38 protein-coding genes are annotated in these 24,955 nt (G+C 68.1%); 37 read left to right on the top strand and 1 reads right to left on the bottom strand.

Annotated features, from left to right (window positions below):
* The first annotated feature begins 359 nt into the window (after nucleotides 1-359).
* From rpsL to truA, 37 genes are all read left to right on the top strand, one after another.
* Nucleotides 360-734, top strand: a complete 375-nt coding sequence (gene rpsL, locus B0E54_RS12085) for a 30S ribosomal protein S12 (RefSeq protein ID WP_007465318.1) — start codon at nucleotides 360-362, stop codon at nucleotides 732-734.
* Between the two features lies 1 nt (nucleotide 735).
* Entirely contained in the window at nucleotides 736-1,206 is a 471-nt protein-coding gene (gene rpsG / locus B0E54_RS12080) for a 30S ribosomal protein S7 (protein ID WP_007465317.1), read from the top strand.
* A gap of 76 nt (nucleotides 1,207-1,282) precedes the next feature.
* Nucleotides 1,283-3,379, top strand: a complete 2,097-nt coding sequence (fusA, locus tag B0E54_RS12075; RefSeq protein WP_308195352.1) for an elongation factor G — start codon at nucleotides 1,283-1,285, stop codon at nucleotides 3,377-3,379.
* Nucleotides 3,380-3,593: 214 nt separating this feature from the next.
* Entirely contained in the window at nucleotides 3,594-4,787 is a 1,194-nt protein-coding gene (tuf, locus tag B0E54_RS12070; RefSeq protein ID WP_234583438.1) for an elongation factor Tu, read from the top strand.
* A gap of 350 nt (nucleotides 4,788-5,137) precedes the next feature.
* Nucleotides 5,138-5,446, top strand: a complete 309-nt coding sequence (gene rpsJ / locus B0E54_RS12065) for a 30S ribosomal protein S10 (protein WP_007073037.1) — start codon at nucleotides 5,138-5,140, stop codon at nucleotides 5,444-5,446.
* A gap of 11 nt (nucleotides 5,447-5,457) precedes the next feature.
* Nucleotides 5,458-6,123: a 50S ribosomal protein L3 gene (gene rplC, locus B0E54_RS12060; RefSeq protein WP_234583437.1), complete on the top strand. Its 666-nt coding sequence runs from the start codon at nucleotides 5,458-5,460 to the stop codon at nucleotides 6,121-6,123.
* On the top strand, nucleotides 6,120-6,770 hold the full coding sequence (gene rplD, locus B0E54_RS12055) for a 50S ribosomal protein L4 (RefSeq protein WP_234583436.1): 651 nt from the start codon (nucleotides 6,120-6,122) through the stop codon (nucleotides 6,768-6,770). Before rplC ends, rplD begins: the two co-directional genes overlap by 4 nt.
* A complete protein-coding gene (gene rplW, locus B0E54_RS12050; protein WP_088998352.1) occupies nucleotides 6,767-7,069 on the top strand; it encodes a 50S ribosomal protein L23 in 303 nt (100 codons plus the stop codon). The genes rplD and rplW overlap by 4 nt, the downstream gene beginning before the upstream one ends.
* A gap of 12 nt (nucleotides 7,070-7,081) precedes the next feature.
* A complete protein-coding gene (gene rplB / locus B0E54_RS12045) occupies nucleotides 7,082-7,921 on the top strand; it encodes a 50S ribosomal protein L2 (RefSeq protein WP_007465301.1) in 840 nt (279 codons plus the stop codon).
* 12 nt (nucleotides 7,922-7,933) lie between these two features.
* The gene (gene rpsS, locus B0E54_RS12040; RefSeq protein WP_007465299.1) at nucleotides 7,934-8,215 is read left to right on the top strand and encodes a 30S ribosomal protein S19; all 282 of its coding nucleotides are present in this window, start codon (nucleotides 7,934-7,936) and stop codon (nucleotides 8,213-8,215) included.
* A 42-nt stretch (nucleotides 8,216-8,257) separates the two neighbouring features.
* Nucleotides 8,258-8,716 (top strand): 50S ribosomal protein L22, encoded by a 459-nt coding sequence (rplV, locus tag B0E54_RS12035; protein ID WP_007465297.1) that lies wholly within the window; start codon nucleotides 8,258-8,260, stop codon nucleotides 8,714-8,716.
* Nucleotides 8,716-9,585 (top strand): 30S ribosomal protein S3, encoded by an 870-nt coding sequence (gene rpsC / locus B0E54_RS12030; protein WP_007465294.1) that lies wholly within the window; start codon nucleotides 8,716-8,718, stop codon nucleotides 9,583-9,585. The genes rplV and rpsC overlap by 1 nt, the downstream gene beginning before the upstream one ends.
* Before the next feature lie 3 nt (nucleotides 9,586-9,588).
* Complete coding sequence (rplP, locus tag B0E54_RS12025) at nucleotides 9,589-10,014, top strand: 50S ribosomal protein L16 (RefSeq protein ID WP_121653126.1); 426 nt, start codon at nucleotides 9,589-9,591, stop codon at nucleotides 10,012-10,014.
* A complete protein-coding gene (gene rpmC, locus B0E54_RS12020; protein WP_007465283.1) occupies nucleotides 10,014-10,250 on the top strand; it encodes a 50S ribosomal protein L29 in 237 nt (78 codons plus the stop codon). Before rplP ends, rpmC begins: the two co-directional genes overlap by 1 nt.
* Nucleotides 10,247-10,525, top strand: coding sequence for a 30S ribosomal protein S17 (gene rpsQ / locus B0E54_RS12015; protein WP_053653938.1), 279 nt, complete (start codon nucleotides 10,247-10,249; stop codon nucleotides 10,523-10,525). The genes rpmC and rpsQ overlap by 4 nt, the downstream gene beginning before the upstream one ends.
* Before the next feature lie 97 nt (nucleotides 10,526-10,622).
* Nucleotides 10,623-10,991 carry a 50S ribosomal protein L14 gene (gene rplN, locus B0E54_RS12010; RefSeq protein WP_007073026.1) on the top strand — a complete coding sequence of 123 codons (369 nt, stop codon included), beginning with the start codon at nucleotides 10,623-10,625 and terminating at the stop codon, nucleotides 10,989-10,991.
* The gene (gene rplX, locus B0E54_RS12005) at nucleotides 10,988-11,308 is read left to right on the top strand and encodes a 50S ribosomal protein L24 (protein ID WP_007465276.1); all 321 of its coding nucleotides are present in this window, start codon (nucleotides 10,988-10,990) and stop codon (nucleotides 11,306-11,308) included. The genes rplN and rplX overlap by 4 nt, the downstream gene beginning before the upstream one ends.
* Nucleotides 11,308-11,874: a 50S ribosomal protein L5 gene (gene rplE, locus B0E54_RS12000; RefSeq protein WP_074314595.1), complete on the top strand. Its 567-nt coding sequence runs from the start codon at nucleotides 11,308-11,310 to the stop codon at nucleotides 11,872-11,874. The genes rplX and rplE overlap by 1 nt, the downstream gene beginning before the upstream one ends.
* A 1-nt stretch (nucleotide 11,875) precedes the next feature.
* Nucleotides 11,876-12,061: a type Z 30S ribosomal protein S14 gene (locus tag B0E54_RS11995; RefSeq protein WP_007073023.1), complete on the top strand. Its 186-nt coding sequence runs from the start codon at nucleotides 11,876-11,878 to the stop codon at nucleotides 12,059-12,061.
* A 116-nt stretch (nucleotides 12,062-12,177) separates the two neighbouring features.
* Nucleotides 12,178-12,585: a 30S ribosomal protein S8 gene (gene rpsH / locus B0E54_RS11990; RefSeq protein WP_007465270.1), complete on the top strand. Its 408-nt coding sequence runs from the start codon at nucleotides 12,178-12,180 to the stop codon at nucleotides 12,583-12,585.
* 16 nt (nucleotides 12,586-12,601) lie between these two features.
* Complete coding sequence (gene rplF, locus B0E54_RS11985) at nucleotides 12,602-13,144, top strand: 50S ribosomal protein L6 (protein ID WP_234583435.1); 543 nt, start codon at nucleotides 12,602-12,604, stop codon at nucleotides 13,142-13,144.
* Nucleotides 13,141-13,530 carry a 50S ribosomal protein L18 gene (rplR, locus tag B0E54_RS11980; RefSeq protein ID WP_234583434.1) on the top strand — a complete coding sequence of 130 codons (390 nt, stop codon included), beginning with the start codon at nucleotides 13,141-13,143 and terminating at the stop codon, nucleotides 13,528-13,530. Before rplF ends, rplR begins: the two co-directional genes overlap by 4 nt.
* Before the next feature lie 34 nt (nucleotides 13,531-13,564).
* Nucleotides 13,565-14,179 (top strand): 30S ribosomal protein S5, encoded by a 615-nt coding sequence (rpsE, locus tag B0E54_RS11975; protein ID WP_007465263.1) that lies wholly within the window; start codon nucleotides 13,565-13,567, stop codon nucleotides 14,177-14,179.
* On the top strand, nucleotides 14,179-14,361 hold the full coding sequence (gene rpmD, locus B0E54_RS11970; RefSeq protein ID WP_007465262.1) for a 50S ribosomal protein L30: 183 nt from the start codon (nucleotides 14,179-14,181) through the stop codon (nucleotides 14,359-14,361). Before rpsE ends, rpmD begins: the two co-directional genes overlap by 1 nt.
* Nucleotides 14,361-14,804: a 50S ribosomal protein L15 gene (gene rplO / locus B0E54_RS11965; protein ID WP_007465260.1), complete on the top strand. Its 444-nt coding sequence runs from the start codon at nucleotides 14,361-14,363 to the stop codon at nucleotides 14,802-14,804. The genes rpmD and rplO overlap by 1 nt, the downstream gene beginning before the upstream one ends.
* Before the next feature lie 231 nt (nucleotides 14,805-15,035).
* Nucleotides 15,036-16,364 carry a preprotein translocase subunit SecY gene (secY, locus tag B0E54_RS11960; RefSeq protein ID WP_234583433.1) on the top strand — a complete coding sequence of 443 codons (1,329 nt, stop codon included), beginning with the start codon at nucleotides 15,036-15,038 and terminating at the stop codon, nucleotides 16,362-16,364.
* The gene (locus B0E54_RS11955; protein WP_007465256.1) at nucleotides 16,365-17,018 is read left to right on the top strand and encodes an adenylate kinase; all 654 of its coding nucleotides are present in this window, start codon (nucleotides 16,365-16,367) and stop codon (nucleotides 17,016-17,018) included.
* Between the two features lie 88 nt (nucleotides 17,019-17,106).
* A complete protein-coding gene (gene map / locus B0E54_RS11950; protein ID WP_234583432.1) occupies nucleotides 17,107-17,958 on the top strand; it encodes a type I methionyl aminopeptidase in 852 nt (283 codons plus the stop codon).
* Nucleotides 17,959-18,087: 129 nt separating this feature from the next.
* Complete coding sequence (locus B0E54_RS11945) at nucleotides 18,088-18,642, top strand: DUF1707 domain-containing protein (RefSeq protein WP_374109264.1); 555 nt, start codon at nucleotides 18,088-18,090, stop codon at nucleotides 18,640-18,642.
* 333 nt (nucleotides 18,643-18,975) lie between these two features.
* Nucleotides 18,976-19,197, top strand: coding sequence for a translation initiation factor IF-1 (gene infA / locus B0E54_RS11940; protein WP_007073013.1), 222 nt, complete (start codon nucleotides 18,976-18,978; stop codon nucleotides 19,195-19,197).
* A 91-nt stretch (nucleotides 19,198-19,288) separates the two neighbouring features.
* Nucleotides 19,289-19,402, top strand: coding sequence for a 50S ribosomal protein L36 (rpmJ, locus tag B0E54_RS11935; RefSeq protein WP_012184307.1), 114 nt, complete (start codon nucleotides 19,289-19,291; stop codon nucleotides 19,400-19,402).
* Nucleotides 19,403-19,670: 268 nt separating this feature from the next.
* Nucleotides 19,671-20,051: a 30S ribosomal protein S13 gene (gene rpsM, locus B0E54_RS11930; protein WP_007465236.1), complete on the top strand. Its 381-nt coding sequence runs from the start codon at nucleotides 19,671-19,673 to the stop codon at nucleotides 20,049-20,051.
* A 119-nt stretch (nucleotides 20,052-20,170) separates the two neighbouring features.
* Nucleotides 20,171-20,578 carry a 30S ribosomal protein S11 gene (gene rpsK / locus B0E54_RS11925; RefSeq protein WP_007073011.1) on the top strand — a complete coding sequence of 136 codons (408 nt, stop codon included), beginning with the start codon at nucleotides 20,171-20,173 and terminating at the stop codon, nucleotides 20,576-20,578.
* 13 nt (nucleotides 20,579-20,591) lie between these two features.
* Nucleotides 20,592-21,218 (top strand): 30S ribosomal protein S4, encoded by a 627-nt coding sequence (rpsD, locus tag B0E54_RS11920; protein ID WP_007465229.1) that lies wholly within the window; start codon nucleotides 20,592-20,594, stop codon nucleotides 21,216-21,218.
* Between the two features lie 98 nt (nucleotides 21,219-21,316).
* Nucleotides 21,317-22,339 (top strand): DNA-directed RNA polymerase subunit alpha, encoded by a 1,023-nt coding sequence (locus B0E54_RS11915; RefSeq protein WP_007465227.1) that lies wholly within the window; start codon nucleotides 21,317-21,319, stop codon nucleotides 22,337-22,339.
* Nucleotides 22,340-22,373: 34 nt separating this feature from the next.
* Entirely contained in the window at nucleotides 22,374-22,931 is a 558-nt protein-coding gene (rplQ, locus tag B0E54_RS11910; RefSeq protein ID WP_234583431.1) for a 50S ribosomal protein L17, read from the top strand.
* A gap of 68 nt (nucleotides 22,932-22,999) precedes the next feature.
* Nucleotides 23,000-23,830, top strand: coding sequence for a tRNA pseudouridine(38-40) synthase TruA (truA, locus tag B0E54_RS11905; protein ID WP_234583430.1), 831 nt, complete (start codon nucleotides 23,000-23,002; stop codon nucleotides 23,828-23,830).
* A 72-nt stretch (nucleotides 23,831-23,902) separates the two neighbouring features.
* Here truA and B0E54_RS11900 read toward each other — a convergent pair whose 3' ends face one another.
* The gene (locus B0E54_RS11900; protein WP_234583429.1) at nucleotides 23,903-24,955 is read right to left on the bottom strand and encodes a hypothetical protein; all 1,053 of its coding nucleotides are present in this window, start codon (nucleotides 24,953-24,955) and stop codon (nucleotides 23,903-23,905) included.

The raw sequence follows: 24,955 nt of genomic DNA, 5'->3' as shown, positions 1-24,955 counted from the left end.
GCGAGTGTGAGACAGTCGCCGACCCATTCCGTTTTGACCTGGGCGGCTGTGGTAGGTACTCTTTCCCCTTGTGCCCGGGCGTGCCCGGGCAACTCGTGCGTGCGCTGGATCCGGATTCCGGACGGCGGCACGACAAGCCAGAGATCCGGGGCGGGGCGATCCGCGTGCCGGTGACAGAAACCCGGTACGCCTGCGAAAGCGTCCGCACCGGGACCGTGAGTTAGGCGACACGCCCGACCGCGGGTGCCGGGGCCTCCGCAAGGTGACCCTGGTCGGAATGTAGGAGAGCCGGTCATCAGGCCGGCTAACGAGCAGACGGCGCGGCCGCGTGCAGCGGCCGAAGGGAGCGGAGAAACCCGGTGCCCACCATCCAGCAGCTGGTCCGAAAGGGCCGTCAGGCCAAGACGACCAAGACCAAGACCCCGGCGCTCAAGGGGTCCCCCCAGCGGCGCGGCGTGTGCACCCGCGTGTACACCACCACTCCGAAGAAGCCGAACTCCGCGCTGCGCAAGGTCGCTCGTGTGAAGCTCAGCAGCCAGATCGAGGTGACCGCCTACATCCCGGGCGTCGGTCACAACCTGCAGGAGCACTCGATCGTGCTCGTTCGCGGCGGCCGGGTGAAGGACCTCCCCGGCGTGCGTTACAAGATCGTCCGCGGCTCGCTGGACACCCAGGGTGTCCGCAACCGCAAGCAGGCGCGCAGCCGTTACGGCGCGAAGAAGGAGAAGAGCTGACATGCCGCGTAAAGGACCCGCTCCGCGGCGGCCACTGGTCGCTGACCCGGTGTACAACTCGCCGCTGGTCACCCAGCTGGTGAACAAGATCCTGCTCCGCGGCAAGCGTCAGCTCGCCGAGTCGATCGTGTACGCGGCCCTCGAGGGCTGCCGCGAGAAGTCCGGCACCGACCCGGTCGTCACCCTCAAGCGGGCGATGGACAACGTCAAGCCGACCCTCGAGGTGCGCAGCCGTCGTGTCGGTGGCGCCACCTACCAGGTTCCGGTCGAGGTCCGCCCCACCCGGGCGACCACCCTGGGCCTGCGCTGGCTGGTCACCTACTCCCGCGCCCGTCGCGAGAAGACCATGGTCGAGCGGCTGATGAACGAGCTGCTGGACGCGAGCAACGGCCTCGGTGCCGCCGTCAAGCGGCGCGAGGACACGCACAAGATGGCCGAGTCCAACAAGGCCTTCGCGCACTACCGCTGGTAACACCCTGGTTCCGGCGCCCCACCGGGCGCCGGAACCGCCACCAGTTGAGTCGAGACGACGATAAGTAGGGATTGAAGTGGCCGCCGCAGACGCGCTCGCCAACGTACGCAACATCGGCATCATGGCGCACATCGATGCCGGTAAGACCACGACCACCGAGCGAATCCTGTTCTACACCGGCATCACGTACAAGATCGGTGAGGTCCACGAGGGCGCTGCCGTCATGGACTGGATGGAGCAGGAGCAGGAGCGTGGTATCACCATCACCTCCGCTGCTACCAAGTGTGAGTGGAAGGGCCACACGATCCAGATCATCGACACGCCTGGCCACGTCGACTTCACGGTCGAGGTCGAGCGGTCGCTGCGTGTGCTGGATGGTGCGGTCGCGGTCTACGACGGTGTCGCCGGCGTGGAGCCGCAGACCGAGAACGTCTGGCGGCAGGCCGACAAGTACAACGTCCCGCGGATGTGCTTCGTCAACAAGCTCGACCGGACCGGCGCCGACTTCTTCCGCTGCGTGCAGATGATGATCGACCGGCTGAACGCCACCCCGCTGGTGCTCCAGATCCCGATCGGGCTCGAGGGCGACCACATCGGTGTCGTCGACCTGGTCGGCATGCGCGCTCTCACCTGGCGCGGGGAGACCCAGAAGGGTGAGGACTACGCGATCGAGGAGATCCCGGCCGAGCTGGCCGACTCCGCGGCCGAGTGGCGCGAGAAGCTGATGGAGACCCTCGCCGACGTCGACGACTCGGTGATGGAGAAGTACCTGGAAGGCGAGGAGGTCTCCGTCGAGGAGATCAAGGCCGCCATCCGGCGTGCCACCATCGCCGGCAAGGCCAACCCGGTGCTGTGCGGCTCGGCGTTCAAGAACAAGGGCGTCCAGCCCATGCTCGACGCCGTGGTCGACTTCCTGCCGTCGCCGCTGGACGTTCCGGCGATCGAGGGTACGGCCACCGACGGCGAGACCCCGCTGCTGCGCAAGCCGTCCAACTCGGAGCCCTTCTCCGGCCTGGCCTTCAAGATCCAGACGGACAAGCACCTGGGCAAGCTCACCTACGTCCGGGTCTACTCCGGCACGCTCGATTCCGGATCCCAGGTGGTCAACTCCACCAAGGACCGCAAGGAGCGGATCGGCAAGATCTACCAGATGCACGCCAACAAGCGTGAAGAGCGTCCGTCGGCGCAGGCCGGCGACATCATCGCCGTTCAGGGTCTGAAGCAGACCACCACCGGCGACACGCTCTCCGACCCGGCGAACCCGGTCATCCTGGAGTCGATGACCTTCCCGGAGCCGGTCATCTCGGTGGCGATCGAGCCGAAGACCAAGTCCGACCAGGAGAAGCTGGGTACGGCGATTCAGCGCCTGGCCGAGGAGGACCCGACCTTCCGCGTCCAGCTGGACGAGGAGACCGGTCAGACGGTCATCTCCGGCATGGGTGAGCTGCACCTGGACATCCTGGTCGACCGGATGCGCCGCGAGTTCAACGTCGAGGCCAACGTCGGCAAGCCCCAGGTGGCGTACCGCGAGACCATCCGCCGCAAGGTGGACAAGGTCGAGTACACCCACAAGAAGCAGACCGGTGGTTCCGGCCAGTACGCCCGCGTCATCGTGAGCGTCGAGCCGCTTCCGCTGGACAACGACTCGCCGACCTACGAGTTCGCCAACGCCGTCAGCGGTGGCCGCATCCCGCGGGAGTTCATCCCGTCGGTGGACGCCGGCGCCCAGGACGCCATGCAGTACGGCATCCTGGCCGGCTTCCCGCTGGTCGGTGTGAAGCTGACCCTGCTGGACGGCCAGTACCACGAGGTCGACTCGTCGGAAATGGCATTCAAGATCGCCGGCTCGATGGTGATGAAGGACGCGGCCCGCAAGGCCGACCCCGCACTGCTCGAGCCGATGATGGCCGTTGAGGTCACCACTCCTGAGGAGAACATGGGTGACGTCATCGGCGACCTCAACTCCCGCCGCGGCATCATCCAGGCGATGGAGGAGCGCAGCGGCGCCCGCATCGTGAGGGCTCTGGTGCCGTTGTCGGAGATGTTCGGCTACGTCGGCGACCTGCGGTCGAAGACCCAGGGCCGGGCTAGCTACAGCATGCAGTTCGACTCCTACGCCGAGGTTCCGCAGAGCGTGGCGAAGGAGATCATCGCCAAGGCGACGGGCGAGTAACGTCCCCTGAGCAGGTGATTCGTGGTCGGTCGCGGGTGGTTTCACCCACCCGCGACCACCACGATCGGATCGCGTGAGACCGGGCCTGTAGGCTTCATCGCCGCAGAACCCACAAAAGCTCTCCGGCCGTCAGGCCGGAAAGGCTGTCGACAGAGTCCTAAGCGCCGACCGGCGCGCCGGGCGTACGAACCAAGAAGTCCACAGGAGGACACCAGTGGCGAAGGCGAAGTTCGAGCGGACTAAGCCGCACGTCAACATCGGCACCATTGGTCACATCGACCACGGTAAGACGACGCTGACGGCGGCCATCACCAAGGTCCTGCACGACCAGTACCCCGACCTGAACCCCTACACGCCGTTCGACGAGATCGACAAGGCGCCGGAGGAGAAGGCCCGCGGTATCACGATCTCGATCGCGCACGTCGAGTACCAGACCGAGGCGCGGCACTACGCGCACGTCGACTGCCCCGGCCACGCGGACTACATCAAGAACATGATCACCGGTGCCGCGCAGATGGATGGCGCGATCCTGGTGGTCGCGGCGACCGACGGCCCGATGCCGCAGACCCGTGAGCACGTGCTGCTCGCGCGTCAGGTTGGCGTGCCGTACATCGTCGTGGCGCTCAACAAGAGCGACATGGTCGACGACGAGGAGCTCCTGGAGCTCGTCGAGCTCGAGGTCCGTGAGCTGCTCTCCTCGCAGGAGTACCCGGGTGACGACCTGCCGGTCGTTCGGGTTTCGGCGCTGAAGGCCCTCGAGGGTGACCCCGAGTGGACCGGCAAGCTCCTGGACCTGATGACCGCGGTCGACACCGCGATCCCGCAGCCGGAGCGTGAGACCGAGCGGCCGTTCCTCATGCCGATCGAGGACGTCTTCACGATCACCGGTCGTGGCACCGTCGTCACGGGTCGCGCCGAGCGCGGCATCCTCAAGCCGAACGAGGAGGTGGAGATCGTCGGTATCCGCGAGAAGTCGCAGAAGACGGTCTGCACCGGCATCGAGATGTTCCGCAAGCTGCTCGACGAGGCCCGCGCGGGCGAGAACGTCGGTCTGCTGCTGCGTGGCATCAAGCGCGAGGACGTCGAGCGCGGCATGGTGGTCGTCAAGCCGGGCACCACGACCCCGCACACGGAGTTCGAGGCGACGGTCTACATCCTCTCCAAGGAGGAGGGCGGCCGGCACACCCCGTTCTTCCAGAACTACCGTCCGCAGTTCTACTTCCGGACCACGGACGTCACCGGTGTCGTCACCCTCCCCGAGGGCACCGAGATGGTCATGCCGGGTGACAACACCACCATGTCGGTGAAGCTGATCCAGCCCATCGCCATGGAGGACAACCTCAAGTTCGCGATCCGCGAGGGTGGCCGCACCGTCGGCGCCGGGTTCGTCACCAAGATCATCAAGTGAGCTAGGTAACCCCGATTAGACCCGCCGCCGGTCGTGCGGCATACTAGTCAGGTTGCGTAACGACAGTTCGTCGCCTGTGTTCGGCTTTCGCTGAACCTCCGGGTGGCGAGACAGTCGAGCGTGGGGTGGTTGGCGGCCCAGTCGCCAACCACCCTCGCACGGCGTTCAGGTCGCGGTAATGCGATCGGCGCCTTGACCCACCGCGCGGTCAGCACCACTCCGGAACCACGGGGCGGAGCCCGGCCCGAGGGCGCGACACGCCCGACCGCGGGGGTCGGCGAAGTGGGCCTGTGCCAGCCGGTACAGGCGCCCGCAACACAGCGGCATCGAGAGAAGGAACAGAAGCCACCATGGCGGGACAGAAGATCCGCATCCGGCTCAAGGCCTATGACCACGAGGTCGTCGACTCCTCGGCTCGGAAGATCGTCGAGACGGTGACGCGCACCGGGGCGCAGGTCGCGGGCCCGGTGCCGCTGCCCACGGAGATCAACCGTTTCTGCGTTATCCGCTCGCCGCACAAGTACAAGGACTCGCGCGAGCACTTCGAGATGCGCACACACAAGCGGCTGATCGACATCATCGACCCGACCCCGAAGACGGTCGACTCGCTCATGCGCCTCGACCTGCCGGCTGGCGTCGACATCGAGATCAAGCTGTAGGGACCGGACAAATGGACAGGCAAGTCAAGGGGATCCTGGGCGCCAAGCTCGGCATGACCCAGGTCTGGGACAACAACAAGGTTGTTCCCGTGACCGTGGTCGAGGCCGGCCCGTGCGTCATCAGCCAGGTTCGTAGCGCCGAGAAGGACGGTTACTCCGCGGTCCAGCTCGCGTACGGCACGATCGACCCGCGCAAGGTCAAGAAGCCGATCAGCGGGCACTACGCGAAGGCGGACGTGGCGCCGCGCCGGCACATCGTCGAGCTGCGCACCACGGACGCCGGGGAATACTCGCTGGGCCAGGAGGTCACGGTCGAGGAGTTCCCGGTCGGCGTCACGATCGACGTCACCGGCAAGACCAAGGGCAAGGGCTACGCCGGCCCGATGAAGCGTCACGGCTTCCACGGTCTGCGCGCCAGCCACGGTGTCGAGCGCAAGCACCGCTCGCCCGGCTCCATCGGCGCCTGCGCCACCCCGGGTCGTGTCTTCAAGGGCACCCGGATGGCCGGCCGCATGGGTGGCGTGCGCTACACCGTGCAGAACCTCACCGTCCAGGCGGTCGACACCGAGAACAACCTGCTGCTCGTCCGGGGTGCCATTCCTGGTCCCAAGGGCGCGCTCGTTCTGGTCCGTACCGCGGCCAAGAGCAAGGTGAAGAAGGGCGGTGCGGCCAAGTGACCACCGTTGACGTGCGCACCGTCGAAGGCAGCACCAGCGGCTCCGTCGAGCTGCCGGCTGACATCTTCGACGTGCAGGCCAACGTCGCGCTGATGCACCAGGTCGTGGTGGCCCAGCTCGCGGCGGCCCGACAGGGCACGCACAAGGCCAAGACCCGCGGCGAGGTCGCCGGTGGCGGCAAGAAGCCGTACAAGCAGAAGGGCACCGGTCGCGCCCGGCAGGGCTCGATCCGCGCGCCGCAGTTCGCCGGCGGTGGCGTGGTGCACGGTCCCGTGCCGCGCGACTACAGCCAGCGGACCCCGAAGAAGATGAAGGCCGCCGCGCTCCGCGGTGCCCTCTCGGACCGGGCACGCGCCGGGCAGGTGCACGTCGTCGAGGCGTTCGTCTCGGGCGAGAAGCCGTCGACCAAGGCCGCACTGGCCACGCTGACCAAGCTCACCGAGGCCCGTCGGGTTCTCGTCGTGCTGAGCAGCACCGACGAGCTGAACTGGGTGTCGCTGCGCAACGAGCCGCGGGTGCACCTGATCGAGTCCGGCCAGCTGAACACGTACGACGTGCTGGTGGCCGACGACGTGGTCTTCACCAAGGACGCCCTGGACGAGTTCCTGGGCGTGCCCGCCGAGACCACCGAGGAGGGTGGCAAGTGAGCACGATCGCCGACCCGCGCGACATCATCGTGGCGCCGGTCGTCTCGGAGAAGAGCTACAGCGAGCTGAACCGGAACTGGTACACCTTCCTGGTGCACCCGGACGCGAACAAGACCGAGATCAAGATCGCTATCCAGCAGATCTTCGACGTCCGCGTCCTGACGGTCAACACGCTCAACCGCCAGGGCAAGCGCAAGCGCACCAAGACCGGCTTCGGTCAGCGCAAGGCGACCAAGCGGGCGATCGTGAAGCTGGCTGACGGTGACCGTATCGAGGCCTTCGGCGGCCCGGTCAGCTGAGGGGTGTAGACAATGGCTATCCGTAAGTACAAGCCGACGACGCCGGGCCGACGTGGCTCCAGCGTCGCCGACTTCGCCGAGATCACCCGGTCCACGCCGGAGAAGTCGCTGCTGGCTCCGCTGCCGAAGAAGGGCGGGCGTAACGCCCACGGCCGGATCACCACGCGGCACCACGGTGGCGGTCACAAGCGCCAGTACCGTCTGATCGACTTCAAGCGGGTCGACAAGGACGGCGTGCCGGCGAAGGTCGCTCACATCGAGTACGACCCGAACCGCACGGCGCGCATCGCGCTGCTGCACTACGCCGACGGCGAGAAGCGGTACATCATCGCGCCGAAGGACATGAAGCAGGGCGACCGCGTCGAGTCCGGTCCGGGCGCCGACATCAAGCCGGGTAACAACCTGCCGCTGCGCAACATCCCGGTCGGTACCACGATCCACAACGTGGAGCTGCGTCCGGGCGGCGGGGCCAAGCTGGCCCGTTCCGCCGGCGTCGGTATCCAGCTGCTCGGCCGCGAGGGCGCGTACGCGACCCTGCGTATGCCGTCCGGCGAGATCCGGCGGGTGGACGTGCGCTGCCGCGCGAGCGTCGGCGAGATCGGCAACGCCGACCAGTCGAACATCAACTGGGGTAAGGCCGGCCGTATGCGGTGGAAGGGCAAGCGCCCGACCGTCCGTGGTGTCGCCATGAACCCGGTCGACCACCCGCACGGTGGTGGTGAGGGTAAGACCTCCGGTGGTCGCCACCCGGTCAACCCGCAGGGTAAGCCCGAGGGCCGCACCCGCCGTAAGGGCCAGCCGAGCGACAAGCTGATCGTCCGCCGCCGCTACGCCACGCGTAAGCGCGGCTGAGGGAGATAAGACATGCCTCGCAGCCTCAAGAAGGGCCCGTTCGTAGACGACCACCTGCTCAAGAAGGTGGAAGTGCAGAACGACAAGGGCTCGAAGAACGTGATCAAGACCTGGTCGCGGCGCTCGACGATCATCCCCGAGATGCTCGGGCACACGATCGCCGTGCACGACGGACGCAAGCACGTCCCGGTGTTCGTGACCGAGGCGATGGTCGGGCACAAGCTCGGCGAGTTCGCGCTGACCCGCACGTTCAAGGGTCACGAGAAGGACGACCGGAAGAGCCGTCGGCGCTGACGCCGCCAGGCATACGGATAGAGGGAACAAGGGGTTACAGCGATGCCAGGAAAGGGCGACGCTCCGGTGCTTCCGGGCGCGCGGGCGGTTGCGCGGCACGTGCGCATCTCGCCGATGAAGGCGCGCCGGGTGGTCAACCTCGTCCGCGGCCTGCCCGCGAAGGAGGCGCTAACGGTGCTGCAGTTCGCGCCGCAGGCTGCGAGCGAGCAGGTGTACAAGGTGCTCGCTAGCGCGATCGCCAACGCGGAGAACAACGAGCGGCTGGACCCCGACGCGCTGCTCGTCAGCGAGGCGTTCGTGGACGAGGGCCCGACGATGAAGCGGTTCCAGCCGCGGGCACAGGGTCGGGCGTACCGGATCCGCAAGCGCACCTGCCACATCACCGTGGCGGTCGAGGCGGTCGCGCCGGCAGCGCCGAGGAAGGCCGCGGCGAAGAAGGCCGCCCCGGCCACGGAGGCCGCACCGGCCGAAGCGCAGAGCAAGACGGAGGACGCCGAGTAATGGGTCAGAAGGTTCACCCCACTGGGTTCCGGCTCGGCATCTCGACCGACTGGAAGTCCCGCTGGTTCGCGGACAAGCTCTACAAGGACTACATCGGCGAGGATGTCAAGATCCGCCGCATGATGTCCAAGGGCCTCGAGCGTGCCGGGATTTCCAAGGTCGACATCGAGCGCACCCGCGACCGCGTCCGCGTCGACATCCACACCGCCCGGCCGGGCATCGTCATCGGCCGTAAGGGTGCGGAGGCCGACCGGATCCGCGGCGAGCTCGAGAAGCTCACCGGCAAGCAGGTCCAGCTGAACATCATCGAGGTGAAGAACCCCGAGTCGGACGCTCAGCTCGTCGCGCAGGGCGTGGCCGAGCAGCTGTCCAGCCGGGTCAGCTTCCGTCGGGCGATGCGCAAGGCCATGCAGTCGGCCATGAAGAACCCGGTCTGCAAGGGCATCCGGGTTCAGGTCTCGGGTCGCCTCGGCGGCGCCGAGATGAGCCGGACCGAGTTCTACCGCGAGGGCCGGGTTCCGCTGCACACGCTGCGGGCCAACATCGAGTACGGCTTCTTCGAGGCCCGTACCACCTTCGGCCGGATCGGCGTGAAGGTCTGGATCTACAAGGGCGACGCGGTTCCGGGCCGGGAGGCTCCGGCCGAGGCCGGTCCGTCGCGCCCGCGCCGTGGTGAGCGTGGCGACCGTCCCGAGCGTCCGCGCCGTGGCCGGTCCGGTTCGTCCGGCACGACCGCTGGTGGCACCGAGGCCGGTCGGGCTGCTGCGACCACCATCGCGCAGCAGGCCGAGACGCCGAGTGGCGAGCCGGTCGACAGCGCTGCTGTCGCGGCTGCGGCTGCTCCGGCAGAAACGCAGCAGGAGGGCTGACAGATGCTGATGCCGCGCAAGCCCCCGAAGGGCTTCCGCAAGCCGCACCACCCGGACCGCAGTGGCGCGTCCAAGGGTGGTAACCGGGTGGTGTTCGGCGAGTTCGGGATCCAGGCTCTCGAGCCGGCGTACGTGACCAACCGCCAGATCGAGTCGGCGCGTATCGCGATGACCCGTCACATCAAGCGTGGCGGCAAGGTCTGGATCACGATCTTCCCGGACCAGGCCCTCACCAAGAAGCCTGCCGAGACCCGGATGGGTTCCGGTAAGGGTTCGCCGGAGTGGTGGGTCTCCAACGTGAAGCCGGGTCGGATTCTCTTCGAGATGTCCTTCCCCAACGAGCAGATCGCGCGTGAGGCCATGCGTCGCGCGATCCACAAGCTCCCGATGAAGTGCCGCATTGTTACGCGCGAAGTGGGTGAATCCTGATGGCAGCGGGCGTTAAGGCGACCGAGCTGCGTGAGCTCTCCGAGGAGGAGCTGGTCACGAAGCTGCGGGAGGCCAAGGCGGAGCTGTTCAACCTCCGCGTGCAGGCCGCAACCGGGCAGCTGGACAACAACCGGCGGCTGCAGGTCATCCGTCGGGAGATCGCCCGGATCTACACGATCATGCGCGAGCGCGAGCTGGGGCTCTCGGCCGCGCCGACTGAGGTGACTGCATCATGACCGAGAACACCACCACTGACGCCACCCGCGCGCGCCGTAAGGTTCGCGAGGGCCTGGTGGTCAGCGACAAGATGGACAAGACCGTCGTGGTCGAGGTCGAGGACCGGGTTCGGCACGCGCTGTACGGCAAGATCATGCGTCGTACGAGCAAGCTGAAGGTGCACGACGAGCAGAACGCCGCTGGCACCGGCGACCGGGTCCTGATCATGGAGACCCGGCCGCTGAGCGCCACCAAGCGTTGGCGGATCGTGGAGATCCTGGAAAAGGCCAAGTAGCGAAGGCTCGAGCTCGCCCGGCGTTGCGTCGGGCGTTGGTTCCGCCAGGCTCCGGCCGCCACGGCGGCCGGAGAACCGGCAGACATAGGAGATAGACGTGATTCAGCAGGAGTCGCGACTGCGCGTCGCCGACAACACGGGTGCTCGGGAGATCCTGTGCATCCGGGTTCTCGGTGGCTCCGGTCGGCGCTACGCGAGCATCGGCGACGTCATCGTGGCCACGGTCAAGGACGCGATCCCGGGTGCCGGTGTGAAGAAGGGCGACGTCGTCAAGGCGGTCGTCGTTCGCACGGCCAAGGAGAAGCGGCGGCCGGACGGCTCGTACATCCGCTTCGACGAGAACGCCGCCGTCATCATCAAGGACGGTGGGGACCCGCGCGGTACCCGCATCTTCGGCCCGGTGGGCCGGGAGCTGCGGGACAAGCGGTTCATGAAGATTATTTCCCTCGCGCCGGAGGTGTTGTGACCGTGAAGGTCAAGAAGGGCGACACGGTCGTCGTCATCGCCGGCAAGGACAAGGGTGCCAAGGGCAAGGTCATTGCGGCCTACCCGCGGCAGGACAAGGTCCTGGTCGAGGGCGTGAACCGGGTCAAGAAGCACACCCGCATCAGCACCACCCAGCGTGGCGCCAAGACCGGCGGCATCGTCACCCAGGAGGCCCCGATCCACGTCTCGAACGTGCAGGTCCTGGACTCCGACGGCAAGCCGACCCGCGTCGGTTACCGGATCGACGACAACGGCCAGAAGGTCCGCATCGCGCGTAGCACCGGTAAGGACCTGTGATGACCACGGCTACCGAAAAGACCATGCCGCGCCTCAAGGAGCGGTACCGCAACGAGATCGTGGCCCAGCTGCGTGAGCAGCACAGCTACGGCAACCCCATGCAGGTGCCGCGGCTGGTCAAGATCGTCGTCAACATGGGTGTCGGCGAGGCTGCTCGCGACGCCAAGCTGATCGACGGCGCGGTCCGCGACCTCGCCACGATCACCGGCCAGAAGCCGCAGGTGCGGCGGGCGACCAAGTCCATCGCGCAGTTCAAGCTCCGCGAGGGCATGCCGATCGGCGCGAAGGTGACCCTCCGCGGCGACCGCATGTGGGAGTTCCTGGACCGGCTGCTGTCCATCGCGCTGCCGCGTATCCGCGACTTCCGCGGTCTGGACGGGCGCAAGCTCGACGGGCACGGCAACTACACGTTCGGTCTGACCGAACAGTCGGTGTTCCACGAGATCGACCAGGACCGGATCGATCGCCAGCGGGGCATGGACATCACGGTGGTCACCACCGCCACGACCGACGACGAGGGCCGGGCGCTGCTCAAGCTCCTGGGCTTCCCGTTCAAGGAGAACTGAGATGGCCAAGAAGGCGCTGATCCTCAAGGCGGCCGCGAAGCCGAAGTTCTCGGTTCGCGCGTACACCCGCTGCCAGCGGTGCGGGCGTCCGAAGGCGGTCTACCGCAAGTTCGGGCTCTGCCGGGTCTGTATCCGGGAGATGGCCCACCGCGGTGAGCTGCCGGGTGTGTCCAAGGCTTCCTGGTAAGGGCGACCGCGTCCCGGCTGTCGGCCGGGAACTCCTGCACCGATTAGGTATTGCTCTTCGCCGTAGGCCCGGGGCTGGTGCCCCGGGAACCCCGGCGAGAAAGGCTGACGAAATCCATGACGATGACCGACCCGATCGCAGACATGCTCACGCGTCTGCGTAACGCCAACCAGGCGTACCACGATCAGGTGAAGATGCCCTACTCCAAGATCAAGGCGAACATCGCCGAGGTCTTGAAGGCCGAGGGTTACATCGCCACCTGGTCGGTCGAGGAGCCCGAGGAGGGCGCCGTCGGCAAGCGACTGGTCGTCGAGCTGAAGTACGGCCAGAACCGGGAGCGGAGCCTGGCCGGCATCAAGCGCGTGTCCAAGCCCGGTCTCCGGGTGTACGCCAAGTCGGACGGGCTCCCGCGGGTGCTCGGTGGGCTGGGCGTGGCGATCATTTCGACGTCCCAGGGGCTGCTGACCGACCGGCAGGCCCGCAAGCGGAGTGTTGGCGGGGAAGTCCTCGCCTTCGTCTGGTAACGGGAGACTGGTAGAAATGTCGCGAATTGGACGTAAGTCGATCCCGGTACCAGCCGGCGTCGACATCACGATCGACGGGCAGACCGTCAAGGTCAAGGGCCCGAAGGGCGAGCTCCAGCACACGATCGCCGACCCGATCACGATCGAGCGCGCGGAGGACGGGCAGCTGAGCGTCAACCGCCCGAACGACGAGCGCAAGGCCAAGGAGCTGCACGGCCTGAGCCGTACCCTGGTCGCCAACATGATCGTCGGCGTGACCGAGGGCTACCGCAAGAGCCTGGAGATCGCCGGCACCGGTTACCGGGTCACGGCCAAGGGTTCGGACCTCGAGTTCGCGCTCGGGTTCTCGCACCCGGTGCTCGTTCCCGCGCCGGCGGGCATCACCTTCACGGTGGAGCGGCCGACCCTGTTCCACGTGGCCGGCATCGACAAGCAGCAGGTCGGTGAGGTCGCCGCCAACATCCGGAAGATCCGCCCGCCGGAGCCCTACAAGGGCAAGGGCGTGAAGTACCAGGGCGAGGTCATCCGCCGCAAGGCTGGAAAGGCAGGTAAGAAGTGAGCGCCACGCTGCTCAAGCGCCGCCGCGGCGTTGCCGCCAAGCGCGCCGTCGGGCGTGCGCGTCGGCACTTCCGCGTCCGCAAGAACGTCAGTGGTACGGCCGAGCGTCCGCGCCTGGTCGTCACCCGCTCGCTGCGGCACATGGTTGCCCAGATCGTCGACGACACCAAGGGTCACACCCTGGCGTCGGCGTCGAGCCTGGACGCCTCGCTGCGTGGCACGGAGGGCGACAAGAGCGCCCTGGCCGGCAAGGTGGGCGCCCTGCTCGCCGAGCGGGCCAAGGCCGCCGGCGTCTCCAAGGTCGTCTTCGACCGCGGTGGCAACCGGTACGCGGGGCGAGTCGCCGCGCTTGCCGACGCCGCCCGCGAAGCCGGGCTCGAGTTCTAAACAACCCCGTCACGAGAGATAAGGAAGGCTGCTGATGCCAGGTCAACAGCGCCGTGGCGGCGGGTCCGGTGGCAACGAGGGTGGTCGCCGCGACAACCGCCGTGAGGGCGGCCGCGGAAACGCGCCCGTCGAGAAGACCCCGCACCTTGAGCGGGTCGTCGCGATCAACCGCGTCGCCAAGGTCGTGAAGGGTGGTCGTCGCTTCAGCTTCACCGCCCTGGTGATCGTGGGCGACGGCGACGGCACGGTCGGCGTGGGCTACGGAAAGGCCAAGGAGGTGCCCGCGGCGATCGCCAAGGGTGTCGAGGAGGCCAAGAAGCACTTCTTCAAGGTTCCGCGGATCGGCCAGTCGATCCCGCACCCGGTCACGGGTGAGGACGCCGCTGGCGTCGTGCTGCTCAAGCCGGCCTCGGCCGGTACGGGTGTCATCGCCGGTGGTCCGGTGCGCGCCGTGCTGGAGTGCGCCGGGATCCACGACGTGCTCTCCAAGAGCCTCGGCTCGTCGAACCCGATCAACATCGTGCACGCCACCGTGGCGGCCCTGAAGGGGCTTGAGTCCCCCGAGCAGGTCGCGGCGCGTCGTGGCCTGCCGGTGGAGGACGTCGCGCCGGCCGCCATGCTGGCGTCTCGTGCGGGGGTGGCGCGCTGATGGCACGTCTGAAGGTCACCCAGCTCCGGTCCGGTATCGGGACCAAGCACAACCAGCGTGAGTCGCTGCGTTCGCTCGGTCTCAAGCGGATCAACGACGTGGTGGTCAAGGAGGACCGGCCCGAGATCCGCGGCATGATCTTCACTGTGAGCCACCTCGTGAAGGTCGAGGAGGTCGAGTAATGACGATCAAGGTTCACCACCTGCGCCCGGCGCCCGGTTCCAAGACCGCTAAGACCCGTGTGGGTCGCGGTGAGGGTTCCAAGGGCAAGACCGCTGGTCGCGGTACGAAGGGCTCCAAGGCCCGCAAGAACATCTCGGCGGCGTTCGAGGGTGGGCAGATGCCCATCCACATGCGCCTGCCGAAGATGAAGGGCTTCAAGAACAAGTTCAAGGTGGTCTTCCAGGTGGTCAACCTGGACCGGCTCGCCGAACTGTTCCCGAACGGCGGCCAGGTTGGTCCGCTCGAGCTGGTCGAGGCCGGCGCGGTCCGCAAGGGCCAGCCGGTCAAGGTCCTCGGCACCGGGGACCTCGGCGGGGTGGCGCTCCAGGTGTCGGCGCACGCGTTCAGCGCGTCGGCCAAGGAGAAGATCGCTGCCGCCGGTGGCTCCGCCACCGAGCTGTAAGGCGTACGACCTCGGCGCCCGTCAGTTGTGAATAACTGGCGGGCGCCTAGGTCTGCCTGGGGCGTGTGCGCCCGGTAATATCGGATTCGGTTTATGTAGCCGGGCACACCTGCCCGGAGCGGGACAGGGCTGTTAGAGTCCCATCCCAGCCATGGATTGCGGGCACTCGCCCGTGATCCACCCCCACCCGCCAGGGATCACCGGCGGCCCGCCTCGCGCAGGAGGAAGAAGTTGCTGTCCGCCTTTCTCAGTGCGTTCCGTACGCCTGACCTGCGCAAGAAGCTGCTGTTCACAGTAGGCATCATCGCGGTCTACCGGCTGGGTGCCACGCTCCCCAGCCCGGGCGTCTCGTACGGCAACGTGCAGAAGTGCCTCGACTCCATCTCCGGTGAGACGACGGGCCCGCTGAATCTGCTCAACCTCTTCTCCGGCGGGGCGCTGCTACAGCTCTCGGTCTTCGCGCTGGGCATCATGCCCTACATCACCGCGTCGATCATCCTGCAGCTGCTGACCGTCGTGATCCCGCGTCTGGAGCAGCTCCGCAAGGAGGGCCAGGCCGGTCAGGCGAAGATCACGCAGTACACCCGCTACCTGACGCTCGGTCTCGGCGTGCTGCAGGCCTCGGCGTTCGTGGCCCTGGCCCGCTCGGGGCAGCTGTTCCAGAACCGCTGCGACCAGTTCCCGATCATCCCCGAGGGCACCGGCATCCCGGACTGGCTGACCCTGTCCATCCTGGTGATCACCATGACCGCCGGCACCGGCATGGTCATGTGGCTCGGTGAGCTGATCACGGACCGCGGCGTCGGCAACGGCATGTCCGTCCTGATCTTCACCTCGATCGCGGCCCGGCTGCCCGGCGAGGGCTGGCAGATCAAGACCCAGCAGGGCTGGGGCAAGTTCGCCCTCGTCATCGCGCTGGTTCTGGTGGTCATCACCCTGGTCACCTTCATCGAGCAGGCGCAGCGCCGGATCCCGGTGCAGTACGCCAAGCGGATGATCGGCCGGCGGATGTACGGCGGCACCTCGACCTACATCCCGCTGAAGGTCAACCAGGCGGGTGTCATCCCGGTCATCTTCGGTTCGTCGCTGCTGTACCTCCCGCAGCTGGCGCTCCAGTTCTTCGACCAGAACGACCCGGGCAAGGTCCAGGCGTGGATCCAGAACAACCTGGTCGCTCCGAACAGCCCGATCTACATCTCGGTCTACTTCCTGCTGATCATCTTCTTCACGTACTTCTACGTCTCGATCACGTTCAACCCGACCGAGGTCGCGGACAACATGAAGAAGTACGGCGGGTTCGTGCCGGGTATCCGGCCGGGCAAGCCGACGGCCGACTACCTGGACTTCATCCTCAGCCGGATCACCCTGCCGGGCGCGCTCTACCTCGGCGTCATCTCGATCCTGCCGAACTTCTTCTTCATCTGGCTGGACAGCCAGCAGTACCAGAACTTCCCGTTCGGTGGCACCGCTGTGCTCATCATGGTCGGCGTCGGTCTCGAGACCGTGAAGCAGATCGAGAGCCAACTCATGCAGCGGAACTACGAAGGGTTCCTGCGGTAGATGAGACTCGTTCTGGTTGGCCCGCCGGGTGCGGGTAAGGGCACGCAGGCAGAGTTCGTCGCCGCGCACCTGTCGGTACCCAAGATCTCGACCGGAGACATCTTCCGCTCGAACGTCACCCAGGGCACGCCGCTCGGCGTCGAGGCGAAGCGTTACATGGACGCAGGCGAGCTGGTTCCGGACGAGGTCACCATCAACATGGTCCGGGACCGGCTCGCCGAGCCGGACGCGAGCGAGGGCTTTCTGCTCGACGGCTTCCCGCGGACGACTCCGCAGGCCGCCGCTCTGGACAAGCTCCTCGCCGATCTGGGCACCGCCCTGGATCTGGTCCTGGAGCTGGTGGTCGACGACGACGAGGTGATCCGGCGGCTCTCCGGCCGGCGCACCTGCCGGGGTTGCGGCAAGATCTGGCACGTCGAGTTCGACGCCACCACCCGGCCGGGCATCTGTGACAGGTGCGGCGCCGAGCTGTTCCAGCGCGACGACGACAAGCCGGAGACCATCGCCACCCGCCTGCGGGAGTACAGCGAGAAGACCGCGCCCCTGGTCGACTACTACGGCGCCCAGGGCAAGCTGGTCGGGATCGACGCCACCGGCCCGGTGGAGGACGTCACCACCCGGGCCATCGACGCCCTGCGGTCGTACGGCGGCTGAGGTTCTCCCCCCGCCACGGCGGATAGAGTGCGAACAGCGGGGTACGCGAGACGTGCCCCGCTGAATAGCCACGAAAGGTAACCGCTCCATGCGTCGTCCCCAGCTGGACATCCAGCTGAAGACCCCTGACCAGATCGAGAAGATGCGCGCGGCCGGGCTCGTGGTCGCCGAGGCCCTGCGCCGGATGCGCGAGGCGGTGGCCCCGGGTGTGAGCACCGCGGATCTGGATGCCATCGCCGAGTCGACGATCCGCGAGGCGGGCGCCGTCCCGTCCTTCAAGGGCTACCACGGCTTCCCGGCGTCGATCTGCTCGTCGGTCAACGAGCAGATCGTGCACGCCATCCCCTCGCCGGAGCAGGTGCTCGCCGAGGGCGACCTCATCTCGATCGACTGCGGCGCGGTGCTCAACGGGTGGCACGGGGACTCGGCGATCACCGTCGGGGTGGGCGACGTCGACCCGGCGCTGCTCAAGATGGCCGAGGTCGCCGAGGACGCGATGTGGGCGGGCATCGCCGCCGCGGCGCGTGGAGCGGCAAGTGGCAAGGGGCGGCTCACCGACATCTCGTACGCCGTGGAGACGGCGGTCCGCAAGGGCGGCCGGTACGGCATCGTCGACGGCTACGGTGGCCACGGCATCGGCACCGAGATGCATCAGGACCCGCACGTGCTCAACCACGGCCGGCCGGGCAAGGGGCCGCGTCTGGTCCCCGGGATGGCGCTGGCGATCGAGCCCATGATCACCATGGCCTCCCCGCGTACTGTCGAACTGGCCGACGGTTGGACTGTCGTCACCCGGGACGGGTCGGTCGCGGCGCACGTCGAGCACTCGATGGCGCTGTTGCCCGACGGTGTGTGGGTGCTCACGGCCTTCGACGGCGGCCGCGCCCGCCTGGGCGACCTGGTGACCGCCCGCCAGCCCACGGAAACCAAGACCCCCTGACCCCAGCCCCACCCCGCCCGTTGATCGTGAAGTTGGTTCCCCTGACACGCCGGTGCGGTGGCGATAACTTCATGATCAACCGGCGTCGGGGGTCGGGCGGACTGGCGTGACGGTGGCATGCTTGCCGGCATGGACGGGCGCGACAGGATGCGAGCCGCGGACGCGGACCGTGAGATGGTTGCCGACCGGCTGAGGGCCGCCCTCGGTGAGGGACGGTTGGACCTGCACGAGTACGACGAGCGGGTGCAGCGTGCGTACGCGGCACGCACGTACGCCGAGCTGGACGCCCTGCTCACCGATCTGCCCCCGGTGGCGCCACCGGAGCATTCGGCCCTGCGGCCGGCCGCCGCGCCGGCAGAGCCGCCCGTCGGTCGGCTCGGCTCGCTCGGGCGCGGCCACGTCGGTCGCTGGCTGGCCGAGGTGTGGCTGCCGTACGTGCGGGTGGTCGCCATCGTGGTGACCATCTGGGGCGTGACGTCGCTGCTGAGCCAGGAACTGCAGTACTTCTGGCCGGTGTGGGTGGCCGGGCCCTGGGGCGCGGTGCTGCTGCTCCGGACGGTCGGCGGGCTGGCCGGGGGAGAGCCCCGCCGCCAGGCGATCGAGCGCGAGCGCCGGCGTGAGCGCAAGCGGGCCAAGCGGGAGCTGCGCACCGAGGGGCCGGAAGGTCCCGGGCCCACAACCTGACCCACCCGCAGTCGATGATCATGATCGATCGCGGTGTTTCGCCTCGACAACCTCATGATCGACATTCGGTGGGACGCCGGTCCGCGGAGATCATCGGAGGGCTGGGCGGGGGAGCGGTGGCCGACGCGAGGCCGCCGTGGGTGGCCGGTTTGGCGACGGCGTGCAGGCCGGCGTACACTTTCTGTTCGGCGCACAGCGTCCACTCCGGCATGCCCACCCTGCGCTTCGGTGGGACCTGGAGCCGCGGCTGGCGCGGGCTTCTGATCATGGTCAGTTTCCCGTGTAAGACGTTGTGGGCCGCCCGGAGCAATCGACGTCAGGACAGCGGAGGACATGCCGAAAAAAGACGGAGCCATTGAGATCGAGGGTCGGGTCATCGAGCCCCTGCCGAACGCCATGTTCCGGGTGGAGCTCGCGAACGGCCACAAGGTGTTGGCTCACATCAGCGGCAAGATGCGGCAGCACTACATCCGCATCCTGCCGGAGGACCGGGTCGTCGTCGAACTCTCGCCGTACGACCTGACCCGCGGGCGCATCGTCTACCGCTACAAGTAGTCCTGACGGCGGCCGGGAAGTCCCGTGTCCGTCTTCGACGTCCGGTCTCGCGCCTCGCGCGTTCCCGGGCCAGATGGGAAGTAAGGCAACCGTGAAGGTCAAGCCGAGCGTCAAGAGGATCTGCAACAAGTGCCGGGTTATCCGCCGGCACGGCCGGGTCATGGTCATCTGCACCGACCCGCGCCACAAGCAGCGCCAGGGCTGATCTCAGCCCGTCCGGCCGGACACGGCCGGGTGGCGTTGCTTCGGGCAGATCCTTAGCGACACACACATCACACATGCTCGTCCCAGCCGCGAGCGGTACGTGAAGACGTACTCCTCTCGTGGCTGACCCCCGGTCGGAGGCCGGGGCCCGCTCGGGCAGCGACCGATCCCGGTCGCCGGCGCTGACAGCGTCGGAAAGACGGGACGGCCGGTAGCGGGGTGGGACGGGTCCACACCTCCGCCACACATCACGAGGAGTACGCCCGCACATGGCACGTCTAGTCGGCGTGGATCTCCCCCGCGAGAAGCGGATGGAGATCGCGCTCACCTACATCTTCGGGGTCGGTCGCACCCGCGCCCTGGAGACACTCGCCGCTACCGGCATCTCGCCGGACAAGCGCGCTCGGGACCTCACGGACGAGGAGCTCGTGCAGCTCCGCGACCACATCGAGGGCAACTACAAGGTTGAAGGCGACCTGCGCCGCGAGGTCGCCGCTGACATCCGCCGCAAGGTCGAGATCGGCTGCTACGCCGGCATCCGGCACCGCCGGGGCCTGCCCGTGCGTGGCCAGCGGACCAAGACCAATGCACGGACCCGCAAGGGCCCGAAGCGGACCGTCGCCGGCAAGAAGAAGCCCGGCAAGAAGTAATTCTTTAACCGGAATTCTGGTCGTTCTCCGTCGAGGTAGGCCGGGCTCCAACCGGAACCGGTGTCTACGTCATCAACGGGGCGACAAGCCACAGAACCCATTCAGGAGCGCACAGACTTATGCCACCGAAGGCTCGTGCCGGAGCCGCTGTCAAGAAGGTCCGGCGCAAGGAACGCAAGAACGTCGCCCACGGGCAGGCGCACATCAAGAGCACGTTCAACAACACCATCGTGTCCATCACGGACCCGACCGGTGCGGTCATCTCCTGGGCCTCCGCTGGCCAGGTGGGCTTCAAGGGCTCCCGCAAGTCGACTCCGTTCGCCGCGCAGCTGGCCGCCGAGGCCGCCGCGCGTCGCGCCATGGAGCACGGCATGCGCAAGGTCGACGTGTTCGTCAAGGGCCCCGGCTCCGGCCGGGAGACCGCCATCCGTTCGCTGCAGGCCGTGGGCCTCGAGGTCGGGCAGATCTCCGACGTCACCCCGCAGCCGCACAACGGGTGCCGTCCGCCGAAGCGTCGCCGGGTCTGAGAGGTAGAGAGAGATGGCTCGTTACACCGGTGCAGACTGCCGCCGTTGCCGGCGGGAGAAGATGAAGCTGTTCCTCAAGGGCAGCAAGTGCGATGGTCCGAAGTGCCCGTTCGAGTCCCGGCCGTTCCCGCCCGGGCAGCACGGCCGCGGCCGCACCAAGGAGACGGAGTACCTGCTCCAGCTCCGTGAGAAGCAGAAGGCCCGTCGTGTGTACGGCGTGCTGGAGAAGCAGTTCCGCGGTTACTACGAGGAAGCCGTTGGCAAGCAGGCCAAGACCGGTGAGGTCCTCCTGCAGATCCTCGAGTCGCGGCTGGACAACGTCGTTTACCGGGCCGGCTACGCCCACTCGCGGGACATGGCCCGCCAGCTGGTCAAGCACGGTCACTTCACGGTGAACGGCAAGAAGGTCGACATCCCGTCGTACCGCGTCAAGGAGCACGACATCATCGAGGTCCGGGGCAAGAGCAAGGAGCTCACCCCGTTCGTGGTGGCGCAGGCTCAGGCCGGTTCGAAGACGGTGCCGGCCTGGCTGGAGGCAATCCCCAGCCAGATGAAGGTGCTCGTGCACTCCCTCCCGGCCCGGCAGGTCATCGACACGCAGGTCCAGGAGCAGTTGATCGTCGAGCTCTACTCCAAGTAGTCGGGCTCGTTGCGGTGGCCCGCCCTTCGGGGCGGGCCACCGGAACAGTTTGTGTCGTGGACGTCAAATAGCGGGCGTCCCGGAAGAGAAGAGACAACATGCTCATCAGCCAGCGACCCTCCCTCTCCGAGGAGTCGATCAACGAGACCCGGTCGCGGTTCGCCATCGAGCCGCTCGAGCCGGGCTTCGGCTACACCCTGGGCAACTCGCTGCGGCGCACGCTGCTGTCGTCGATCCCGGGTGCGGCGGTCACCTCGATCAAGATCGACGGCGTGCTGCACGAGTTCACCACGATCCCCGGTGTCAAGGAGGACGTGGTCGAGCTCGTCATGAACATCAAGGAGCTGTGCGTCAGCTCCGAGCACGACGAGCCGGTCAGCATGTACCTGCGCAAGCAGGGCCCGGGCGACGTGACGGCGGGCGACATCCAGCCCCCGGCCGGCGTCTCGGTGCACAACCCGGACCTCAAGCTCGCGACCCTCAACGGCAAGGGCCGGCTCGACATGGAGCTGACCGTCGAGCGGGGCCGGGGCTACGTGACGGCTGCACAGAACAAGCAGTCCGGCGCCGAGATCGGCCGCATCCCGGTCGACTCGATCTACTCGCCGGTGCTGAAGGTGACGTACCGCGTCGAGGCGACCCGCGTCGAGCAGCGCACCGACTTCGACCGGCTCATCATCGACGTCGAGACCAAGCCGTCGATGGGCCCGCGTACCGCGCTGGCCTCCGCCGGTTCGACGCTGGTGGAGCTGTTCGGGCTGGCCCGGGAGCTGGACGAGACCGCCGAGGGCATCGACATCGGGCCGTCCCCGCAGGACGCCCAGCTGGCGGCGGACCTCGCTCTGCCGATCGAGGAGCTGGACCTCACCGTCCGCTCCTACAACTGCCTCAAGCGCGAGGGCATCAACTCCGTTGGTGAGCTCATCGGGCGTACCGAGGCCGACCTCCTCGATATCCGCAACTTCGGGCAGAAGTCGATCGACGAGGTCAAGATGAAGCTCGCCGGGATGGGTCTCGGGCTGAAGGACTCGGCTCCGAACTTCGACCCGGCGCACGTCGTGGACACCTTCGGCGAGGCCGACTACGACACCGACGACTACCGCGAGACCGAGCAGCTCTAGTCCGCGCTGCCGCCACAACTGAGGAGCACCAAAAATGCCCACGCCCACCAAGGGCCCCCGCCTCGGCGGCAGCCCCTCGCACGAGCGGCTGATGCTCGCCAACCTGGCGACCGCGCTGTTCCAGCACGGCAAGATCCAGACCACCGAGACGAAGGCCCGGCGGCTGCGTCCGCTGGCCGAGCAGCTCATCACCAAGGCCAAGCGCGGTGACCTCGCCTCGCGGCGGCGGGTGCTGGGTGTCGTCAAGGACAAGGACGTGGTCTACGCCCTGTTCGACCAGATCGCGCCCCGGTACTCCAACCGCCCCGGCGGTTACACCCGGATCGTGAAGACCGGCCCGCGCAAGGGTGACAACGCGCCGATGGCGATCATCGAGCTGGTGGAGGAGCTTCAGGTCGCCGAGCCGAAGGTGAACAAGAAGACCGCCGCCCGCAAGGCCGCGCAGCAGGACAAGGTCGAGGCGCTCGCCCCGGCCGAGGAGGCCCCGAAGTCGGCTCCGGCCGACCAGGACTCCGAGGCGCCGGTGTCGGCGTCCGGTGACACCGACGCCGCCCGCGAGGACAGCGACGAGGCCACCGAGAACAAGGCCTGACCAAGGGCAACATCGGGCCCGGCACCCCTTTCGGGGTGTCGGGCCCGACCCGTAACAGGAGGTACGAGGTGGACGAGCGGATCCGGCTGCGGCTGGACGTCTCGTACGACGGCGCCGGTTTCTCCGGCTGGGCGCCCCAGCCGACCCGGCGGACCGTCGCCGGGGTGCTCGTCGAGACCCTGGACCTGGTCCTCGGCGCGGGCACGGCGACCGGTCTGACCGTCGCGGGTCGCACCGACGCGGGGGTGCACGCCAGCGGCCAGGTCTGCCACCTGGACCTTCCCGCCGAGGTGTGGCGCCAGCACGAGGGGCGGCTGCTGCGCCGGCTCGCGCGGCTGCTCCCCACCGACGTGCGGGTACGGGCGATGTCGGAGGTGCCGGCCGACTTCGACGCCCGCTTCTCGGCCACCTTCCGGCGCTACGAGTACCGGGTGACCGACGCCCCGTACGGCGCCGAGCCGCTACGCCGGCACGAGGTGCTGGCCTGGCCGCGACCGCTGGACCTGACCGCCCTGAACGCCGCCGCGGCGGGTCTGGTCGGTGAGCACGACTTCGCCGCGTACTGCCGGCGCAAGGAGAACGCGACGACGCTGCGCGAGGTGACCCGGCTGGACTGGCGGCGCGACCCGGACGGCATCCTGGTCGCCACCGTGCAGGCCGACGCGTTCTGCCAGGCGATGGTCCGCAGCCTGGTGGGGGCGATGCTCGCGGCCGGCGACGGCCGTCGGGCGGTCCAGTGGCCGGGCAGCCTGCTCGACCGGCAGGAGCGCTCCAGCGAGGTGACGGTGGCTCCGGCGCACGGCCTCACCCTCGTCGCGGTCGGCTACCCGGCCGACCCGGCCGACTACGCCCGTCGCGCGGACCTGACGCGCCGCCTGCGCGTGCCCGTCGAGGGCTGACCGGCGGCCGGGCCGCAGACGCCGACGGGTGTGCCACCGGTGGGCGGCACACCCGTCGGGCGGTGGTGCGGATCAGTCGCCGGGGAGTTCGCCGTCGTCGCTGCCGCTCTGGGTTCCGCTGCCCTCGGTCGGCGCTGCAGTTGGTTGGCCGGCCGTGCCGCTGTCGGCCCGCCGTTGCAGGACGCCCCGGCTGAGGTGCGCCTCGATCATGTCGAACAGGATCTCCCGGATCTTGGCATCGCCGGGCTTGACCGCTGCTCCGTCCGCGCGGACCACCAGCGCGTACGCCAGGTAGTGGCCCCGGACCTGCCAGCCGACCCGGGCCGGAGCGGTGGCCAGGACATCGGTGTCGTCGCCGGCGGTCAGCCCCCGGAACCGGCCCTGCCGGTCGTCGAGGAGTTGCCGGATCCGGTCCCGGGCCCGTTCGGCGCTGACCTTGTCGGTGAGGTTGAACAGGCCCGCGGTGACCAGGTGGTCGCCGCCGGGCGCCCGCAACGTCGCCCGGACGACCTGGTTGCAGCCGAGCCGGACGAGCAGGTCGGCCACCTCGTCGGTGGCGGCGACTGCGCAACTGCCGCTGGAGTGTGTCTTGAGGATCTCGTAGGCGCTCTGGCCGTCGGCGAGCTTCACCTCCTTGCCGGGAAAGAGTTCCTTCGCGGTGAGCGGCGCCTGGTCGGTGTCCCGCGAGTCGAGATCCTGCCGCTGCGCGGAGGCGGACGCGGCGACGTTCGGCTGGTACGTCGGGGTGGCCTGCGGCGTCGGGTCGTTGTCCACCAGCAGCGCGGCGGCGCCCAGGCCGCAGAGCGCGAGCAGGACCAGGACTGCCGCACCGCCGACCAGCACCTGCCAGAGCCGCCCGCCGCCGCGGCGGGTGGGCGGCTCCACCGGCTGGGCCGACGTGTAGACCTGACTGCGCGGGGCCGCGACCGGGGTGCTGACGCGGGTGACCGGCGGCGGCTGGGTCGACGGCAGCATCAGCTGGTTGGGCCGGGGCAACGACGGAGCGGGAAAGCGGGACGGTGAGGGGCCGGCCGGCGGAGGCGGACCGGCGCCGAGCACGGCCAGGTCGGACCCGGGCTCCGGGTCCTCGAATGCGTCCTCTTCGGACTCGTACCGATACACCAT

This window comes from Micromonospora sp. MH99 (assembly GCF_021442385.1).
GTDB lineage: Bacteria > Actinomycetota > Actinomycetes > Mycobacteriales > Micromonosporaceae > Micromonospora.
The sequence above is the reverse complement of the archived record's forward strand: the minus strand, read 5'-3'. Positions and strand labels throughout refer to the sequence as shown.